At 39.2% G+C, this 15,595-nt stretch carries 17 protein-coding genes, 1 tRNA gene and 2 pseudogenes; 4 read left to right on the plus strand and 16 right to left on the minus strand.

What is annotated here, in order from left to right; translation table 11 throughout:
- Positions 1-41: 41 nt before the first annotated feature.
- On the minus strand, positions 42-899 hold the full coding sequence (purU, locus tag DXD65_RS11495; RefSeq protein WP_005831431.1) for a formyltetrahydrofolate deformylase: 858 nt from the start codon (positions 897-899) through the stop codon (positions 42-44).
- A 359-nt stretch (positions 900-1,258) separates the two neighbouring features.
- Between purU and DXD65_RS11500 the strand changes: the two genes are divergently transcribed.
- From DXD65_RS11500 to DXD65_RS11510, 3 genes are all read left to right on the plus strand, one after another.
- A tRNA-Asp gene (locus DXD65_RS11500) sits at positions 1,259-1,332 on the plus strand.
- Positions 1,333-1,575: 243 nt separating this feature from the next.
- Positions 1,576-2,805 (plus strand): site-specific integrase, encoded by a 1,230-nt coding sequence (locus DXD65_RS11505; RefSeq protein ID WP_117720060.1) that lies wholly within the window; start codon positions 1,576-1,578, stop codon positions 2,803-2,805.
- Between the two features lie 314 nt (positions 2,806-3,119).
- Positions 3,120-4,019 carry a hypothetical protein gene (locus tag DXD65_RS11510; protein WP_165859440.1) on the plus strand — a complete coding sequence of 300 codons (900 nt, stop codon included), beginning with the start codon at positions 3,120-3,122 and terminating at the stop codon, positions 4,017-4,019.
- 128 nt (positions 4,020-4,147) lie between these two features.
- Here the strand turns inward: DXD65_RS11510 and DXD65_RS11515 are convergent, their stop codons facing one another.
- Genes DXD65_RS11515 through DXD65_RS11530 form a run of 4 tightly spaced genes read right to left on the minus strand, consistent with a single transcriptional unit; the run spans position 4,148 to position 5,403 of the window.
- Entirely contained in the window at positions 4,148-4,441 is a 294-nt protein-coding gene (locus DXD65_RS11515; protein ID WP_011202714.1) for a helix-turn-helix domain-containing protein, read from the minus strand.
- A 59-nt stretch (positions 4,442-4,500) separates the two neighbouring features.
- Positions 4,501-4,803: a DUF3876 domain-containing protein gene (locus DXD65_RS11520; RefSeq protein ID WP_165859441.1), complete on the minus strand. Its 303-nt coding sequence runs from the start codon at positions 4,801-4,803 to the stop codon at positions 4,501-4,503.
- A 10-nt stretch (positions 4,804-4,813) separates the two neighbouring features.
- Entirely contained in the window at positions 4,814-5,119 is a 306-nt protein-coding gene (locus DXD65_RS11525) for a helix-turn-helix domain-containing protein (RefSeq protein WP_117720058.1), read from the minus strand.
- On the minus strand, positions 5,116-5,403 hold the full coding sequence (locus DXD65_RS11530; protein WP_117720057.1) for a DUF3408 domain-containing protein: 288 nt from the start codon (positions 5,401-5,403) through the stop codon (positions 5,116-5,118). Before DXD65_RS11530 ends, DXD65_RS11525 begins: the two co-directional genes overlap by 4 nt.
- Before the next feature lie 491 nt (positions 5,404-5,894).
- Here DXD65_RS11530 and mobA point away from each other — a divergent pair, with 491 nt between their 5' ends.
- Positions 5,895-6,344, plus strand: coding sequence for a conjugal transfer protein MobA (mobA, locus tag DXD65_RS11540; RefSeq protein WP_117720055.1), 450 nt, complete (start codon positions 5,895-5,897; stop codon positions 6,342-6,344).
- A 66-nt stretch (positions 6,345-6,410) separates the two neighbouring features.
- Here mobA and DXD65_RS11545 read toward each other — a convergent pair whose 3' ends face one another.
- The 11 genes and pseudogenes from DXD65_RS11545 to DXD65_RS11600 all read right to left on the minus strand — a co-directional run bounded on the left by DXD65_RS11545 (position 6,411) and on the right by DXD65_RS11600 (position 15,584).
- Entirely contained in the window at positions 6,411-6,734 is a 324-nt protein-coding gene (locus DXD65_RS11545) for a helix-turn-helix domain-containing protein (RefSeq protein ID WP_117720054.1), read from the minus strand.
- A 130-nt stretch (positions 6,735-6,864) separates the two neighbouring features.
- Positions 6,865-7,284, minus strand: coding sequence for an RteC domain-containing protein (locus DXD65_RS11550; RefSeq protein ID WP_165859442.1), 420 nt, complete (start codon positions 7,282-7,284; stop codon positions 6,865-6,867).
- Positions 7,238-7,477 (minus strand): hypothetical protein, encoded by a 240-nt coding sequence (locus DXD65_RS11555; protein ID WP_044154245.1) that lies wholly within the window; start codon positions 7,475-7,477, stop codon positions 7,238-7,240. The genes DXD65_RS11550 and DXD65_RS11555 overlap by 47 nt, the downstream gene beginning before the upstream one ends.
- Positions 7,478-7,515: 38 nt before the next feature.
- Positions 7,516-8,490, minus strand: a complete 975-nt coding sequence (locus tag DXD65_RS11560) for a ketopantoate reductase family protein (protein WP_117887654.1) — start codon at positions 8,488-8,490, stop codon at positions 7,516-7,518.
- Positions 8,487-9,332 (minus strand): helix-turn-helix domain-containing protein, encoded by an 846-nt coding sequence (locus DXD65_RS11565; protein WP_005831436.1) that lies wholly within the window; start codon positions 9,330-9,332, stop codon positions 8,487-8,489. Before DXD65_RS11565 ends, DXD65_RS11560 begins: the two co-directional genes overlap by 4 nt.
- A 975-nt stretch (positions 9,333-10,307) precedes the next feature.
- A pseudogene (locus tag DXD65_RS11575) lies at positions 10,308-10,731 on the minus strand (GNAT family N-acetyltransferase).
- A 64-nt stretch (positions 10,732-10,795) separates the two neighbouring features.
- Positions 10,796-11,380: pseudogene (locus tag DXD65_RS21250) on the minus strand (Crp/Fnr family transcriptional regulator).
- Between the two features lie 39 nt (positions 11,381-11,419).
- Positions 11,420-12,202 (minus strand): Cof-type HAD-IIB family hydrolase, encoded by a 783-nt coding sequence (locus DXD65_RS11585; protein WP_009038203.1) that lies wholly within the window; start codon positions 12,200-12,202, stop codon positions 11,420-11,422.
- A 44-nt stretch (positions 12,203-12,246) separates the two neighbouring features.
- The gene (locus tag DXD65_RS11590) at positions 12,247-13,146 is read right to left on the minus strand and encodes a helix-turn-helix domain-containing protein (protein ID WP_005831452.1); all 900 of its coding nucleotides are present in this window, start codon (positions 13,144-13,146) and stop codon (positions 12,247-12,249) included.
- 156 nt (positions 13,147-13,302) lie between these two features.
- The gene (locus tag DXD65_RS11595; protein WP_117887655.1) at positions 13,303-14,613 is read right to left on the minus strand and encodes a DUF58 domain-containing protein; all 1,311 of its coding nucleotides are present in this window, start codon (positions 14,611-14,613) and stop codon (positions 13,303-13,305) included.
- On the minus strand, positions 14,610-15,584 hold the full coding sequence (locus tag DXD65_RS11600) for an AAA family ATPase (RefSeq protein WP_009038201.1): 975 nt from the start codon (positions 15,582-15,584) through the stop codon (positions 14,610-14,612). Before DXD65_RS11600 ends, DXD65_RS11595 begins: the two co-directional genes overlap by 4 nt.
- Positions 15,585-15,595: the final 11 nt, after the last annotated feature.

Here is a 15,595-nt window from a genome sequence, read left to right on the forward strand (position 1 = left end):
GACAAGTTCCCCACCATCAACTATCAATTATCAACTATCAACTAATTAAATATTACCGTTTTGTTCTTATATGCCAACACCTTGCGTTCAATATGCTTCTGAACAGCACGAGAAAGCACAATCTTTTCCAAGTCCTTACCCTTGTTCACCAAATCCTGCACAGTGTCCTTGTGTGTAATACGCACCACATCCTGCTCTATGATGGGACCGGCATCCAATTCTGTGGTAACATAGTGGCTGGTAGCTCCAATAATCTTCACTCCACGTTCAAACGCAGCATGATAGGGCTTCGCTCCCACAAATGCCGGAAGGAAAGAGTGATGGATATTGATTATCCTATTGGGATAAGCGTTTATCATTTGCTCGGAAATGACCTGCATGTAGCGCGCCAGCACAATGAAAGTTATCTTATGCTTTGCCAGTAACTCCATTTCCTTCTTCTCTTGTTCCTCCTTTGTCTCTTTGGTAATGGGGAAAAGATGGAAAGGAATACCGAAACGCTCGGCCACGTGCTGCAAATCGGGATGATTGCTTATAATAAGAGGTATCTCCACATTCCACTCACCAGCGGTGTAACGCGCCAACAAGTCGAACAAGCAATGGGACATCTTTGAAACAAAGATAGCCATACGCGGTTTTGTATCGGAGAAATAGAGACGGAAATTCATCTCATATTTCTGTGCATACAAAGTGGCAAAATAATCCTCAATCTTTTCCTGAGGCACCAGAAAATCTTTCAATTCCCATTCAATACGCATAAAAAAGATATTCTCTACATGGTCTACATACTGATCCAGATAGATAATATTACCTTTATTCACCGTTATAAAGTCTGTTACTTCTGCCAATATGCCTGGTTTGTCAGGGCAGTGCAGCAACAGTTTGGCTGTTTTCATCATCCTAAAATGTTTTTTATCATTTTTCAAATTACAACATTCTCGTTTTGAGTCCGCAAAAATAACGATTTATTGCAAAACAACGAACTTTTCGAGCAAGAAGTTTAAAACAAGCTCCGAAATGTTTCGTTTTCTCCAGGAAAGGTTTTCATATCAAGAATAAAACAGTGCATAAACGTATTTCTAAACAGTTGTTAAATTTACTTTTCTCTTATTTTTCCAATCTTCTCAATATGAGGATATAAAGCAAATACAGCACAAAACGCTTGGAAAAAAGTTCGCCATAGCTATTGCAGATATCAAAGAAATGCCTACCTTTGCAACCGCAATCAAGAGAGATAGCAACGAAAGAATGAAATAATGGTGCGTTAGTTCAGTTGGTTAGAATACATGCCTGTCACGCATGGGGTCACGGGTTCGAGTCCCGTACGCACCGCGAAAGCAAATAGCGAATTAAAGCAAAGCTCTGAAATTCAAGGATTTCAGAGCTTTTTCTTTTTCTCTACTTCGGCAAAAAATAGCAGTTTCAGGCAGTTCTCACGTGGCTTATTCGTGGGACTTTTTGAAAGCTGTTTTTGCTCCCACGAATTGACGCTTTTGTCTTTGATTGTCAGCTTTTTGCGTAGCTGGTTTTTGAGTGTAGCAAACTAATTTTGTACCACTTAAAAATCAAAGAATTATGGGAGCAGTGAAAAGAAACACACTAAGCGTATTGTTCATCATCAAGAAAGCGAAACTTCTGAAAAACGGTGAAGCTCCTATTTGTATGCGCATCACCGTAAACAAGCGAGTAGCCGAAGTTATGATTAAACGGAGCATTCCCGTAGATTTATGGAATCAGAAAAAGGAATGTTCCAAAGGAAAAGACCGGGTAGCCATCGAACTGAACCACTATATCAATACGGTTCGTGCCAAAGTATTGCAGATACACCGTGAATTGGAGATAGACAACAAACCGATAACAGCCGATATTATAAAGGATTGTTTCTACGGACGGGACAAGGTACAGCGCACCTTGCTGGAAGTGTATGCAGAGCATAACGAAAAATGTCGTGCCCTGATTGGCAAAGAATATACGGAAAGCACCGTTACCAAGTTTGATACTTCAATAAACCGCTTGAAAGAATATATCCGTAGTTGCTACCACCGTGATGATATAATGCTGGCAGAACTGGATGGGCAATTTATTCGTGATTTTGATTTTTGGTTGAAAACAGAGAAGCATTGCCAAAACAACTCTGCATTGAAACATTTGAAGAACTTGAAAAAAGTTGTTCGTATTGCTTTGGCTAACGACTGGATAAAGAAAAACCCGTTTTACGGCATCCACTTCAAGCAGGAAGAAGTTAATGTAGAGTTCCTTTCACGTGAAGAATTGGATGTTTTGATGAACAAAGAATTTACTATCAAACGTTTAGAGCAGGTAAGGGATATTTTTGTCTTTTGCTGTTTTACCGCACTTGCTTTTGTCGATGTGCAGCAGTTAAGCCGTGAGCACTTGATAAAAGACAATAACGGTGCTTTATGGATACGCAAGGCAAGACAGAAAACTAATCAAATGTGCAATATTCCTGTTTTATCTATTCCTCAAAGGATATTAAGGAAATATGAAGATAATGTAGAGTGCATAAAGAAAGGTGTGCTTTTGCCTGTAATTAGTAATCAGCGCATGAATGCCTATCTAAAGGAAATCGCCGATTTGTGCAGCATTACCAAACGCCTAACTACTCATGTTGCAAGACATACTGCGGCTACAGTTGTTTTTCTCGCTAATGATGTGTCAATGGAAAATGTGTCTAAGATTTTGGGACATTCCAATATAAGAATGACACAGCACTATGCAAAGGTTTTGGATAGCTCCATTATGCGTGATATGGTGAATGTAGAAAGAAATTTCCTAAAAGGGTGAGAATGTAATTTTCCAAAGCTGAATAAAACATTAACAAAGGTAAGCTCCGTATTCCGTCCGTTCAAGCCCAAGCCCTACGGGTTTGAAAGAAAATCTCCACACCTGCGCTGCGCTCCGGGTTGTATTTTCTTCCAAAGGCTTGAACAGACGGACTACTACACTAATAAAGTTAATGTTCTTAGTCAGTTTCGAAAAAAGTGTGTTTTCAAAAGTTAATCAGGGTGTGTGATATGGTCAATATAGAAATGAATTTATAATCCAAGAAATCAAATTAATATCTATCTTTGTGTATCATATTAGATAAAAAGGCAAAAATGGATAATATTAGAAAAAATAGAGCAATAGTTTCGACAAATCATATTGATAATCATGGTGATCAAATATCAATTGAAGTTTTAGAGCAAATGGTTCATCTAATAAATGATTCTCAGCAAAGAATTAGATTAGGGACTGATCATAGAAGAGACTTACCACCTAAAGGTAGGTTAGAGAACGCTGTTTTAAGAAAAGATGGGGATGATTACTTGGTTGAAGCGGATCTTTGCGAATTTGAGAATATAGAACCAGTTGATTGGGATAAAACTTTATTAAAAGAATCATTTTTAGATAGTTTTCAATTTGTAGAAGTTGAAAAAGAATCTTGTGATGGAATTTCAATTTCAATCGATGTACATAATTTCAAATCCATAGATGATTATAATAATTGTATTAATAGCATTGAAAACAATGAAAATATAAGATTTGAAGAACATGTAAGAAAAGCTCTTTTGCCTGATCCTGAAATAGTATTTCAGTTGGCTCAATCATATTTATTATGTCATTTCCTAAAACCCGTTGCTCGCAAATTAGGAGAAAAATTAGCTGATAGTACTGCTGATTATGCACTCAAAGAAAGCAAACGTGTTATGAATATGATAAATAGTGCATTGAGAGAGTTTTTATTTAGATGTATTCCTTCAACAAGACCTGCTAATATTATATTTGATTATCCAGGCACGCCTCATATTGAGTTAATAGCTAGAACCAGAGATAAAGATCTTGTGCTAAATGCTCTAAGTTCTCACCAATTATCAAAAGTGGGAAAAAAGATAACAGACTTGAGTAAACACATAAATATTGCAAAAGTACAATTTGTCTTATCAAATAAAGGAAAATGGAAATTTAATTATTTGTTAACCGACAATGGGGAAGTTATTGGAACGAAAACTGTTTAAAAAAAGAGAGACAAAAAAATAGAAATGATCAATAGGAATGCTATCAGATTAGGGAGACCTATTGCTGTTAGCTGTGGAGCGACGGGAGTTATTACAGATCGAAAGAAATTCTGAATTTTAACGGCAGGTTATTCCTGCCGTTTCTCATTGTAAGAGGACTGCAAGAGCCTGTCAATATCACTTTGGCGATAGATGATTTTTCCTTTTATCTGAATATAAGGAATAATGCTATTATCCCGCCAGTCTTGTAACGTGCGGATGCTTACATTTAATAACTTGGCTACTTCGTTATTACCTAAGAACCGTTCACCGTTTAAAGTAGGTTTATTTCCCTTTGCCAGTCGGCTGATACCGTCTAACATTCTTTCCATAGACTGAAAGAAATCCTTAATTATCTCACTATTGCCGTTTATAAGTTCCATATTGTTATACCGTTCAATTGATTTATAATTAGTTTGAATGATTGACATACATACACCTGTCAGTTACGCAGATACTCGCCATAATAGGATATGGAAATACTATCTTTTACCGCATCATAACTTATATAAAGCCGTTTAAAGGCTTCAACGACAAAGTAACGGTTATCTTCTTTCTGTATCTCGTAAATGGCTGGTTTTGCCTGTCCGTTATCTGATACATGGAGCATCGAAAGGAAATGTATTTTCTTGCTTTGGTATATCATTACCGTAGGATGAAGATTTAAACTTTCCCATATTCCGACAATAGCAGACAATTTGAATGACTGGTTTACTCCCATATTATTTTCTTCTTTCTTTTCCATAGGGCAATAGTTATTTATTGTTTGATTTATAATTCGCTTTCTTGTTTTCCGTACATTCTGCAATCAGTCTTTCAATATCGGCAGATTTATAGTACAGTTTATTACCGATTTGAGAGTAGTCTAGTTTGCCACTATCCCGATAGTTCTGTAAACTTCGGATGCTGATACCGAGCAGGGCACACACTTCACGACCTGACAACCATTTATCTGGCTGGTGGGTATTCTCTTTACAAATCCGTTCCACCTGACTGACAAAGCCGGAGAACCGCCCACACACCTGTTTAAAGGTCTGTTCCTCAATAGTTACGATATTCATACGTCTTTCTCTTTTGACTGGTTTAATATCCCTTTTTGCATTTCTTCCCGATAGAGAACCGAAAGAACATCATTGTGCGTATTTAGATGCTGTTCCAGTACATTATCAATAAAATTGCCGATACTTATCTGTTTGCCTGTAATCACGCCTACAATCTGCATGATACGTTTCTGTATCTCTCCACTTATGTACACGCTTTGACGATTGCAGACTGTCCGTTTTTGGAAAAATACTGCTTTGTAGTTTTCCTTTTCCTGTTGGAATGATTGCTTTACTTCTTTCATGCTTTTAATTTTTAATGGTTTATAAATAGGTTGACTGATTTATGATACTGATTGAAAGAAAGTTAACCAGTTTTATAGCTGCATTGCTTTATCTTTAAATAGCTTTCAAATACGATTTAAAGTCATTTCTAAATATTGTTTGGCAGTCTTACGTATTGCTTTCATTCAATCAATTTTCAGCAAAGAAAAGGGTAAAAACAGACGCTTTTCAAAATGGGGCTGCTTTGTCCATTTGTATCGCAATTTGGCGTTATATGCTATATTTCAGGGATAAAAGGCTGTCTGTAATTTTGTAACCGATAAACAGACATAGGAAGAAGCCGAACCGCTTGCTTTGGCAATCTGACCGTAGGGAAGATTTTTGTTATCACATGATAACAGCAAGTTGTGTTTTGAGGTCCGCACTTCGTTTTTTGCACCTCAAAACCTTGCCACCTTATCGGGTGGTTAGGTTTACTCCGAAGTCGTAAACCTTGTGAAAAATTATAATTATGGAACAGAAAAAGAAGTCATTTAACAAAGGTGGGCGCAAGCCGAAACTTGACCCACGAACACATCGTTATTCGTTCAATTTGGACGATGTGGAAAACGCCAAATTCCTGTCATTCTTTGACAGGTCAGGTTATACGGTTAAAGCGCATTTCATTAAGAATTGTATTTTCGGTAAGTCGTTTAAAGTAATAGTCAGGGATAAAAGTAAGGTTGATTATTACATTCAGCTAACAAAGTTCTACTCACAATTCAGGAGTATAGGACAAAATTATAATCAGGTAGTGAAAGAACTTCATTCCAATTTTTCAGAAAAGAAAGCACTTGCTTTACTTTATAAACTGGAACAATGCACGTTGGAACTGATAAAGACCAATGAAATGATAGTAATGTTAAGCAGGCGGTTTGAACAGTCCTACCAAAGAGAGGGAATAATATCGGCAGATGAATAGAAGTAACTTGCCAAAAAAGAAAAATCCCGGAGTTGCCACGTGTACAACTTCGGGATAGTTTCTTTCTTAGTTGTTCGTTCCGTGTTGTTTTTCAAACTTGCGGAGCGTACCAACATCAAACCTTTCCTTTATGAACTCACGCACATCGGAAGCCCGATAATAGGCTTTTCCGCTAATCATCATAAAGGGCAGTAGTTTCTTGCTTCGCAATCGCTGTAATGTTCGGGTACTCACTTTGAACAATAGGCATAAATCCTGATTATCCAATAGCTTGTCACCCGGCATTACTTCGGGATTGGTCTGCAAGCTCTTTACATCTTTTCCTACTTCTTCCAGTTTATCAAGTAGTTTTTGCATCCAGTCTTTAAACTCATAATTATCTACATACATATTTGCTTCATTTTTCAGGTTATACTTATATGATTACCAATCGATTGATGAAGCAAAGTTCGGCAAAGGGAAGCAAACAAATTACAGGGTAGCATACGCTACCCCGTATAAATTGATGCTAAATGCTTGATTATCTATACCCTTTATTTTCGTGTTCTTTGTGAATATGGTTTGCCAGTTCATTAAGAAACTCCGTTAGTTTGGCTGGCTTTCGCTTGATGACATCCATGTACTTTTGGTGATAATCACCTAACTTGATATTGAAAAGCCATTCAAAGGTTTTGCCTAAGTCCGTCAAGTGAATAGGTTTTCCATTCTGATATATTACACGTTTTGAAAGGAATAAGCCGCTGACTATTTCCATGATATTGATAAGGCTTGTTTTGTCAGCTAAATGGAGAGGGGAAATAAAGAGCTTATTTGCATGTTGCTGGAACTGTTCCGGATATTTTATGCGCAGTTTGATAATACGCATTTCATTATTTAGTAATCCTATTGCTTCATCAATTAAATGCAAGTAGGGCATTTTTTTCTTGCTCAAACCGCACACGATACGATTTAAGTCGATGCAAACCAAAGGAGAAATAACGAAGTAAAACGCTATAATCCTGTTCGTTGCAACTGAAATCAGCTAAATGTGTAGCCAATTCCTCAATAGCTTCTGTAAATTCTGTTACAGAAACTTTACGCTGCGAGCATTCCAATAATAATTGGAAAAATCTCTCTTGTAATATATCTTTCATATACTTATATTTAATGGCTATCGAATTGATAGCTTTATTCACTTACTTTTATTAGTTTGGTTAGAAGATATATAACTTTTTAATTGTGCCAGATTAGAAGTTATAACAGCATATTTTACACCACTATCTATTATATCATCTATCATTTGCCTTATTTCAGCAGGAGAATGATTTATATGTCCATCAAACATAAGTTGCAGAGCATCATTACTATAAATTTTCTTAGCTATTGGCACACTGATAAATAGAGGTAAAAGATATAATCTGTTTGCTTTTTCTGTTTTAGGATTGATGCCCATTCTTTCACAAATAGCTAAGCCTTCCCGAATAGCTTTCATTGTAGTTTTGATAATAGCTGTATTCTCTATAAATTTAGAGGCACTTCCGGCACTCATTATTCCCGCTGAAAGACCGGCAGCGACAGCATAATGTGTGATTAGCCATACTAATATTTGATTAGAAATGACAGGCTTTAAGTTTGCTTTATCCAGTATTATGGAAAGTTTTTCTACTCGTGGAGTTGTCCGCCCGTCTTTTTCACCTAACGGAGTATTGGAATATTTTAGACCTGAAATGGCACAATGTATGCTTTTATCTTCTTTTCCGCCCCCGACCATAAAGGGAAAGGCAAAAAAGTATTGTTCAGGTTTTAGATATTTATCTATTTCAGTAAAAACATCCCAGTTATTTTGGAAAAATACAACATTTGCTTTTCCTGCTGACTTTGAAAGACTTGGCAATATAGTTGATAATTGCAATTTATTGGTGGAGACAATAATGTATTCAAAATCATTGTTTGACGAAAGTTCGTCTATTACTGTAGGCTTAAAGATTATATCTGTATCTTTTCTTGCTTTCTCTCTAAAGTCAGAACAGATAATGCGAATACCATCTTTTTGTATAAGTTCTTTTTGCTCCTTACGCACCAATACAGCAACGTCACATCCTGCTTTGGATAATTGCCAGCCATAAGTACAACCCACTACGCCAGCACCGTATATCAATATTTTCATAAAGCGATGTTATTAAGTTTTTTATTGTCGTTGATAAATACAGAGTTGAATACCGATAGATTTTCGGTATAAGTATCACAAATATCAAGTAGTTGTGTAGGGGTATAACCCGTGAACATTTTAAACTCTTTTATTAAATGTGATTTATCATAATATCCACAATCATAGGCAACTTTACTTATACTGATTTGTGGAGTTGATTGCAAAATATGGAATGTCTTTCTAAATCGTGTGATTTGGATAAAATCTTTTGGATTTAGTCCTACATATTCAGCGAATATCCGTTTGAATTGCTTATATCCTAAACAAGCCGTTTGAGATAAAACGGATATATTTCCTTCACCTTCATTGATATTGTGTATAGTAGCCATCATCCTATTAGCGTTGCATGATATATTTTCGCATAGTCTATTTAATAAATATTCTTCTATCAATCTGACTATTTGATAATTATCTGATGCTTCATTTATTTTCTCTTCCAATTCTACTAAACAGGTGTTATCTAACAAATCAATACCTATATTCTGATTAGTAAACTCTTCCATAGGATATGGAAAAAACATCCTGCATCCGATAGGCTGGAATAAAATAATGACCATATCCAAGAAAGAAAATTCTATGTCTGAATAAGTACTGATTTGCCCGCTTATATAGGATTGTGGTTGCGTTCCCTTATGAAAAGAAGAAATAATTTTATTTCCTTTATGAAAAACAAGTGCTACACAACCCGCCGGGATAGAACGCTGAAAGCCTTGCTTTACATCATCTATCCTTAAAAACCAATATTGCTTTATATAAGGAGCGAGCAATTTGGTAGGTTGTATTACTTGAATTTTCTCCATTTTGCCTTAACTATCAGGCAAAAGTAAGATTTCTTAGATTGATAATAGGTGTAAAAAAGGGACATTCTAACAAAAATGCAAAAAAACACAGTAGAGAAGTTAGAAGCATGATACTCTGTTAATAAATCTTTAGATAATGTTCCAAATGAACTATTTTACTATTTTTGCACCAACTCAAACAACCACCGCAACACCAAGCAATCTAAAGAATTGCACACGTGGGGTTATTAGTGGGAGAAAGAATTAAGAGCTTGCTAAGAGATTGAGTACGTGAGGAATAGAAATAAGGTTCATCTTCCGTACGCACCGCGAAAGCAAATAGCAAATTAAAGCAAAGCTCTGAAATTCAAGTATTTCAGAGCTTTTTCTTTTTCTCGCTCCGGCAAAAATGGGGACCCGAAATATCCGGTGCATAAGCAATTTTCGAGTTTCAGCTTTCTCAGACTTACATCACAAGAATAAGAAACTGAGCAGCAATGAATGGGCAGACCGTCCTCCGGATAGGGACAAAACTGGAAGAAGGTATAGGCAGAATCCACGTATGTCCCATGCTTTTTATTATGAAGGTTCATGTAAACCCTCGTCCCACGCACGTGGGCTCGACGGTTCACGCAGGCAAACCGGCGAACACACATGCGTGGGACGAAGTTTTGTAATAAGGTTTCGGGAATTATGCGCCAAGCTTCTCTGCATTACACACAGGACATGAAGGGAAAAAGTGCCCATATACGGGGAGCAAAAGCCATACTTCCGGCACTATAGACAACGGAGTTCGCCCCTTAATCACCATATTTGCACGAAGAAAACGGAAAATAAGCCCGAAATAGACATTAACAAATGTTATTTATTATAAACGAGAAACAAAAAAAAACACGTGGTTAAATTCTTGCTGTCAGATAGTTAAAGCCGAATATGAGAAGAAAAAGTAGTGCTGGCAAAAATGATGATTTTTAAAATCGGGGGCTGACTTACGAACTACAACTGCATGTGTAAAATAGGATATTCTTTACCTTCTCCGTCCAAATCGGACCTTTTGTATACGCTAAAGCCTATATATTTATAAAAACCGACAGCTTGAATATTCTGCTCGTTCACATCGACTTTCGTTACCTGCAAATGATTTATGGCATAAGTAACCAGTTTTTTACCAATTCCTGTGCCTCAATAATTATTGGTAATAAACAACATTTCAAGATTTCCTTCTGCAATTCTCATAAATCCGATTAAGATTCCCTCCTGTTCAAACCCGAATAGAGCGACATACTGAAAATATACCGAAAGCTGTTCCTTATAGTAATAGAAAATCTTCCTCTGTAAGAAAATCATGTGTACTCAATACTGCACTTTCCCAAATTTCTATCAAACGTGGATAATCCGTAACTTTAATTTTTCTAATCATAATTGTAATTGCTATTTAAAACCGCAAAGTTCGGAACTTATACATTCAATACACTGAACCCAAGTTAAAAAATACGTTTACGGATTTTGCTTAGTACTTGTGGCATGATACCCAAATAAGAAGCTATATCTTTGAGTGGTATATAGTTTAATGTAATGCCATATCCTTCAATCATCTGTAGATAATACTATTCAGGAGAATATTTAATCAAGTCGATATTTCTTTTCAAGAGTTTACTCAGTAGTATAGCATTCAAATCTTCAAATACAGTTTTTACCTTAGGAATAGCAGTATACAGTTCATCTACTCGCTTCTTGTCTATTCGGTAAATAACGCTATCTACAATTGTCTGCACATTAAATGCAGATCTTGTTTGTAAGGTAAAAGACATGTTCGACATTGAAAACGTACCTTCTTTACAAAACCAAAAAATTTACTCTTCCCCTTTATGATTCAAAAGCCAACAACGCAACATCCCATCAAAAACGAAATAACTATATCTTTCTATTTCTCCTTCCTTAATCAAAAATGTATCTTTACTAATCAATATCCGCTCAAAATATTGGTCAAATGACTTAGATTCCTCCAAATTAAAAATATTGATGCTAAAATTAAATCCTTTAAGTAATTTTTCTAAAAAGCATAATATTTACAGACTATAGTTTTCATCAGTTTTGATAGCCGATTTTTATTCCAGAATACCGAAACGAACCAAGGCGTTCCGGACACCATTCTCATCCACCGCCTCCGTTATATAATCGGCAACGCTTTTCACAGCCTCGGAAGCTCCTCCCATAGCTATTCCCATCCCGGCTGCACGAATCATGGAAATATCATTCCCGCCATCACCAAAAGCGATGGTTCTTGAAACATCAAATCCATAATAGGAAGCAAACTCATTGATACCCATAGCCTTGTTTACTCCCGCCACATTGACATCCGCGAAGAAAGGGTTCCATCTGGAAACAGAAAGTCCGGGAAGTTGTGCCATTACTTCTTTTTCCATTTCTTCATCACAATATATGCATAACTGACAACATTCGCCTCCCATAAACTCTTTTTCGATGTCTGCCACCGGCGGTGTAGGGTGATTGACCAGCCTGGCCAATTCGATGACGGTCGGGTTGAGTTCGTTGACAAAAATACCTTTATTCGTTTCGATAGCCAGAGCAAACCCATAATGTTGAGCCAATACCAGTACCCTCTGAAAATCCTTTTCGGGAATCTGTTTACGAGATATAGGAGTGCCATCTCTCAGTACACAATCGGACCCATTCAAAGCTATCACTGCATCGTATGGAATCTCTTCAAGTTCGTGAAGATCGGTAAACGCCCTCCCAGTTGCTATTATGATTTTTATACCGGATTCATGAACTTGCTGCAACGCTTCGATAGCCGACTGCGGAACGCGGTGAGTGTCGAAACTCACCAATGTTCCGTCTACATCTAAAAATATAGCTTTGGTCTCCATTATAAAATATTTTGGTCTAATAAATTCATTCTATCTGCATCATCTCAATTTTGTGAATATCTATATTCATTCGGTGCAACTCCCGTTGCTTTCTTAAACACCAGACTGAAATATTGCACACTCGGATAGCCCAGCCGACGCGCTACGGCAGCAGGTGTATTACCGCCTTCCGATAACATTTTCTTGGCCGTGTACAAGCATTTGAACTGGAAGTATTCAGCCAATGTCTTACCCGTCTCAAACCTCAGCAAATCATCAAAGTAAGCCGTCGAAAGATTCAGTTTTTCGGCACAGCATCCGGAAGTGGGCAGCTTCCCCTCCTGCAACTTTCCGGAAGTGATATACTCGTCCAATATCCCTTCCATTTTCCCCAGAATCATCTTGTTCTTATTCTCACGGGTGATGAATTGCCGCTCATAGTAACGTGAGCAATAATCCAGCAGCAATTCGATGTGACGGGACAGGATGGTATTGCTATGCGTATCAATGGAATGATGAAGTTCATCATCAATATTCTCAAGGCAACACGTCACTTTGGCCGTTTCGCGCTGTGACAGATGCAACGCCTCCTCCTTGCGGTAGAAAAAGAAAGTATAGTTGTCGATATGATTCTTTAACGTAGTACAAAGCAATAAATCGGGATGAAATGCCAGCAGCCAACCTTTGTCCGGAAGCGTATTGTTCTTGTTCATCCGGAATATCTCGCCGGGAGTAAGAAATACCATCGTAGCATTGGAATAATCATAATATTTCCGTCCGCAGCAGTCACAATCCCCTTCACAGTCCTCAATCAGTAGGATGGCATAGAATTCAAACTTCACAGCATCCTGATACACACTAGGATTTTCCAGATTAATAATGCTTACCTGAGGATGCAACGTTTTACATCCCAGGCACCGGTTACATTCACATACGGTCTTTATGTCCAATGTATTGTCTTTCATCACCTATAAAGTCATTCTCATTATTGTAACTTCAGATATATAAAATCTTAAGGATATGTTTTCCACACCTTCACAATATACCAATTACAAAATTAGAGGAAAATCCAGACATCTTCACTACCCTTATTACGGATTATATAACCTTAGTTACTGTTTTTATATCTGGCTACGTGACTTCATCTCCAGATACTTGTTTATCACGTCCACAGAAAGATTTTCCGGTGTAGTCAGCACAGAACTGATGCCGTGCTGCTTCAAGGTGGAGACTATCAGCCGTTTCTCGAATACAAATTTCTCGGCAATGACATGGCGGTAATACCCTTCCGTATCCCTCGCAGGAGTGGCGACGTACTCTTTCAGAGCGGCATCTTCGAAGAAGATGACCAGCAACCGGTGCTGGCGGTTCAACTGCTGCAAATAAGCCAACTGGCGATTCAAGCTGCCGATGCCGGAAAAATTGGTATACAGCACCAAAAGACTGCGTTTGTTGACGCGCTCGTTCAAATGTACGCACAATGAGGAAAAGTCGGTCTCCCCAAAAGTAGTCTGCTGGCTGTAAAGGTTCTCCAATAACGCCTGCATTTGTCCGGGCTGTCGGGAGGCGGGGATAAATGTATCAAAGTGCTCATTAAACGTTACCAGTCCGGCTTTATCCTCCTTCCGCATGACAACGTACGAAAGAACCAGGGAGGCATTAATAGCATAGTCCAGCAAGGTCATCCCGCGAAATGCCTGCTGCATAATCCGCCCCTTGTCTATCACGTTATAGATTTGCTGGGAACGCTCGTCTTGATAGACATTTACCATAAGTTCGTGCCTCCGGGCGCTTGCTTTCCAGTTTATCGTGCGGTAATCGTCGCCTTTCACATACTCCTTTATCTGTTCGAACTCCGTATGATGCCCCACCCTGCGGATACGTTTGATGCCCAATTCCGTCAAGTTGTCGCTGATAGCAAGCAACTCATACCGATGGAGCATCAGATAGGACGGATATACCTTGACATCCAGCGGAGCATCGCAAGTATATCTGCGGAAAAGCAATCCCATTCTGCCTGCCACAAACACCCGAATCCGTCCGAAAGAGTAAATCCCCCGCCGCGTAGGACGCAGATGATACGTAATCGTCCTGCCCTCATTCGCCTGGAGCCTCATCCGGAAATCAATATTCCGCAACTGGAATGCAAAAGGAATCTCATCCACCACTTCCACAGCCACCGGATGCGGATAACTGCTCTCCACACGTATGTTCACGGTGTTTTCATCTCCGTTGGAGAAGCGGGTAGCACACTGGCGGAATGCCCGGATGCCGCGAATACGATAGAGCATCACCCCATCCACCAACGCCGACACCGCCAAAACAAAAAGCGCCCACTGCCCGATTGCAAAGAATGGAGCAAAGACGTACCCGATACCCGTCAGCAGGACTATCAGAACAAGAGCAATATAGAATCGGCGGCCCAGTCTCACTTCGGCACTTCCACCTTATCAATCAGACGTTGCGTCACCTTTACCGGCGAATAGCCTTCCATCTCGGCTTCCGCTGTCAATATCAAGCGATGCTGAAGCACATACGGAGCAACGAACTTAATATCCTCCGGTGTCACAAAGTCACGTCCCTGCAACAGTGCATATGCCTTGGAGGCCTGCATCATTGCCACGGACGCACGCGGAGAAGCTCCTAAATATACAGCCTTGCTGGTACGCGTCTGCTGTACAATCAACGCGATGTACTGAAGCAGCGTGCGGTCTACAAACACGTGTTCCATCAGCCTGCGCAACGAAAGCAGTTCTTCTTTTGTGAGCACGGGCGCCAGGCTCTCCAACTTCACCAACGAAGCATTGGCGTGGTGGCGCTCCAGGATGTCCACCTCCTCCTCCAATGAGGGATATCCCATGGTTATTTTCATCAGGAAGCGGTCCAGTTGCGCTTCAGGTAACTTATAAGTCCCCTCCTGCTCCACCGGATTCTGGGTTGCCAGAATCGTATAGAGTTCTCCCATCTGATGCGTGGTACCGTCAATGCTGACCTGCCGTTCTTCCATAACCTCGAACAAGGCTGCCTGCGTCTTGGCGGGAGCGCGGTTTATCTCGTCCACCAGCACGAGGTCGGCAAACACCGGTCCTTGATGAAAGTCAAAGTCATTGGTTTTCATGTTGAAGACCGTAGTACCCAACACATCACTCGGCATCAAGTCCGGAGTAAACTGAATGCGGCTGAAGTCCGCCTTAATCAAGCGTGCCACCAGACGGGCAAGCAGTGTCTTTGCCACCCCCGGCACTCCCTCCAGCAACACATGGCCGTTTGCCAGGACAGCCGTCAGTACCAGGTCCACTATCTGCTCCTGCCCCACTATGACCGTAGCAATCCGGTCCTTCAACGCTTGTATCTTCTCGGAAAAGAGAGTCAAGTCCACCCGTTTTTCTGTGTTCTCTTCCATAAATATCTTCT

Origin of the sequence: Bacteroides sp. 4_1_36, assembly GCF_003466325.1 — a bacterium.
GTDB classification, from domain to species: Bacteria; Bacteroidota; Bacteroidia; order Bacteroidales; family Bacteroidaceae; genus Bacteroides; species Bacteroides uniformis.

Coding starts and splice junctions, on each gene's coding strand:
- purU (WP_005831431.1), bottom strand. CDS start 899: ATGATGAAAACAGCCAAACTGTTGCTGCACTGCCCTGACAAACCAGGC.
- DXD65_RS11505 (WP_117720060.1), top strand. CDS start 1,576: ATGGGAGCAGTGAAAAGAAACACACTAAGCGTATTGTTCATCATCAAG.
- DXD65_RS11510 (WP_165859440.1), top strand. CDS start 3,120: ATGGATAATATTAGAAAAAATAGAGCAATAGTTTCGACAAATCATATT.
- DXD65_RS11515 (WP_011202714.1), bottom strand. CDS start 4,441: ATGGAACTTATAAACGGCAATAGTGAGATAATTAAGGATTTCTTTCAG.
- DXD65_RS11520 (WP_165859441.1), bottom strand. CDS start 4,803: ATGGAAAAGAAAGAAGAAAATAATATGGGAGTAAACCAGTCATTCAAA.
- DXD65_RS11525 (WP_117720058.1), bottom strand. CDS start 5,119: ATGAATATCGTAACTATTGAGGAACAGACCTTTAAACAGGTGTGTGGG.
- DXD65_RS11530 (WP_117720057.1), bottom strand. CDS start 5,403: ATGAAAGAAGTAAAGCAATCATTCCAACAGGAAAAGGAAAACTACAAA.
- mobA (WP_117720055.1), top strand. CDS start 5,895: ATGGAACAGAAAAAGAAGTCATTTAACAAAGGTGGGCGCAAGCCGAAA.
- DXD65_RS11545 (WP_117720054.1), bottom strand. CDS start 6,734: ATGTATGTAGATAATTATGAGTTTAAAGACTGGATGCAAAAACTACTT.
- DXD65_RS11555 (WP_044154245.1), bottom strand. CDS start 7,477: ATGAAAGATATATTACAAGAGAGATTTTTCCAATTATTATTGGAATGC.
- DXD65_RS11560 (WP_117887654.1), bottom strand. CDS start 8,490: ATGAAAATATTGATATACGGTGCTGGCGTAGTGGGTTGTACTTATGGC.
- DXD65_RS11565 (WP_005831436.1), bottom strand. CDS start 9,332: ATGGAGAAAATTCAAGTAATACAACCTACCAAATTGCTCGCTCCTTAT.
- DXD65_RS11585 (WP_009038203.1), bottom strand. CDS start 12,202: ATGGAGACCAAAGCTATATTTTTAGATGTAGACGGAACATTGGTGAGT.
- DXD65_RS11590 (WP_005831452.1), bottom strand. CDS start 13,146: ATGAAAGACAATACATTGGACATAAAGACCGTATGTGAATGTAACCGG.
- DXD65_RS11600 (WP_009038201.1), bottom strand. CDS start 15,584: ATGGAAGAGAACACAGAAAAACGGGTGGACTTGACTCTCTTTTCCGAG.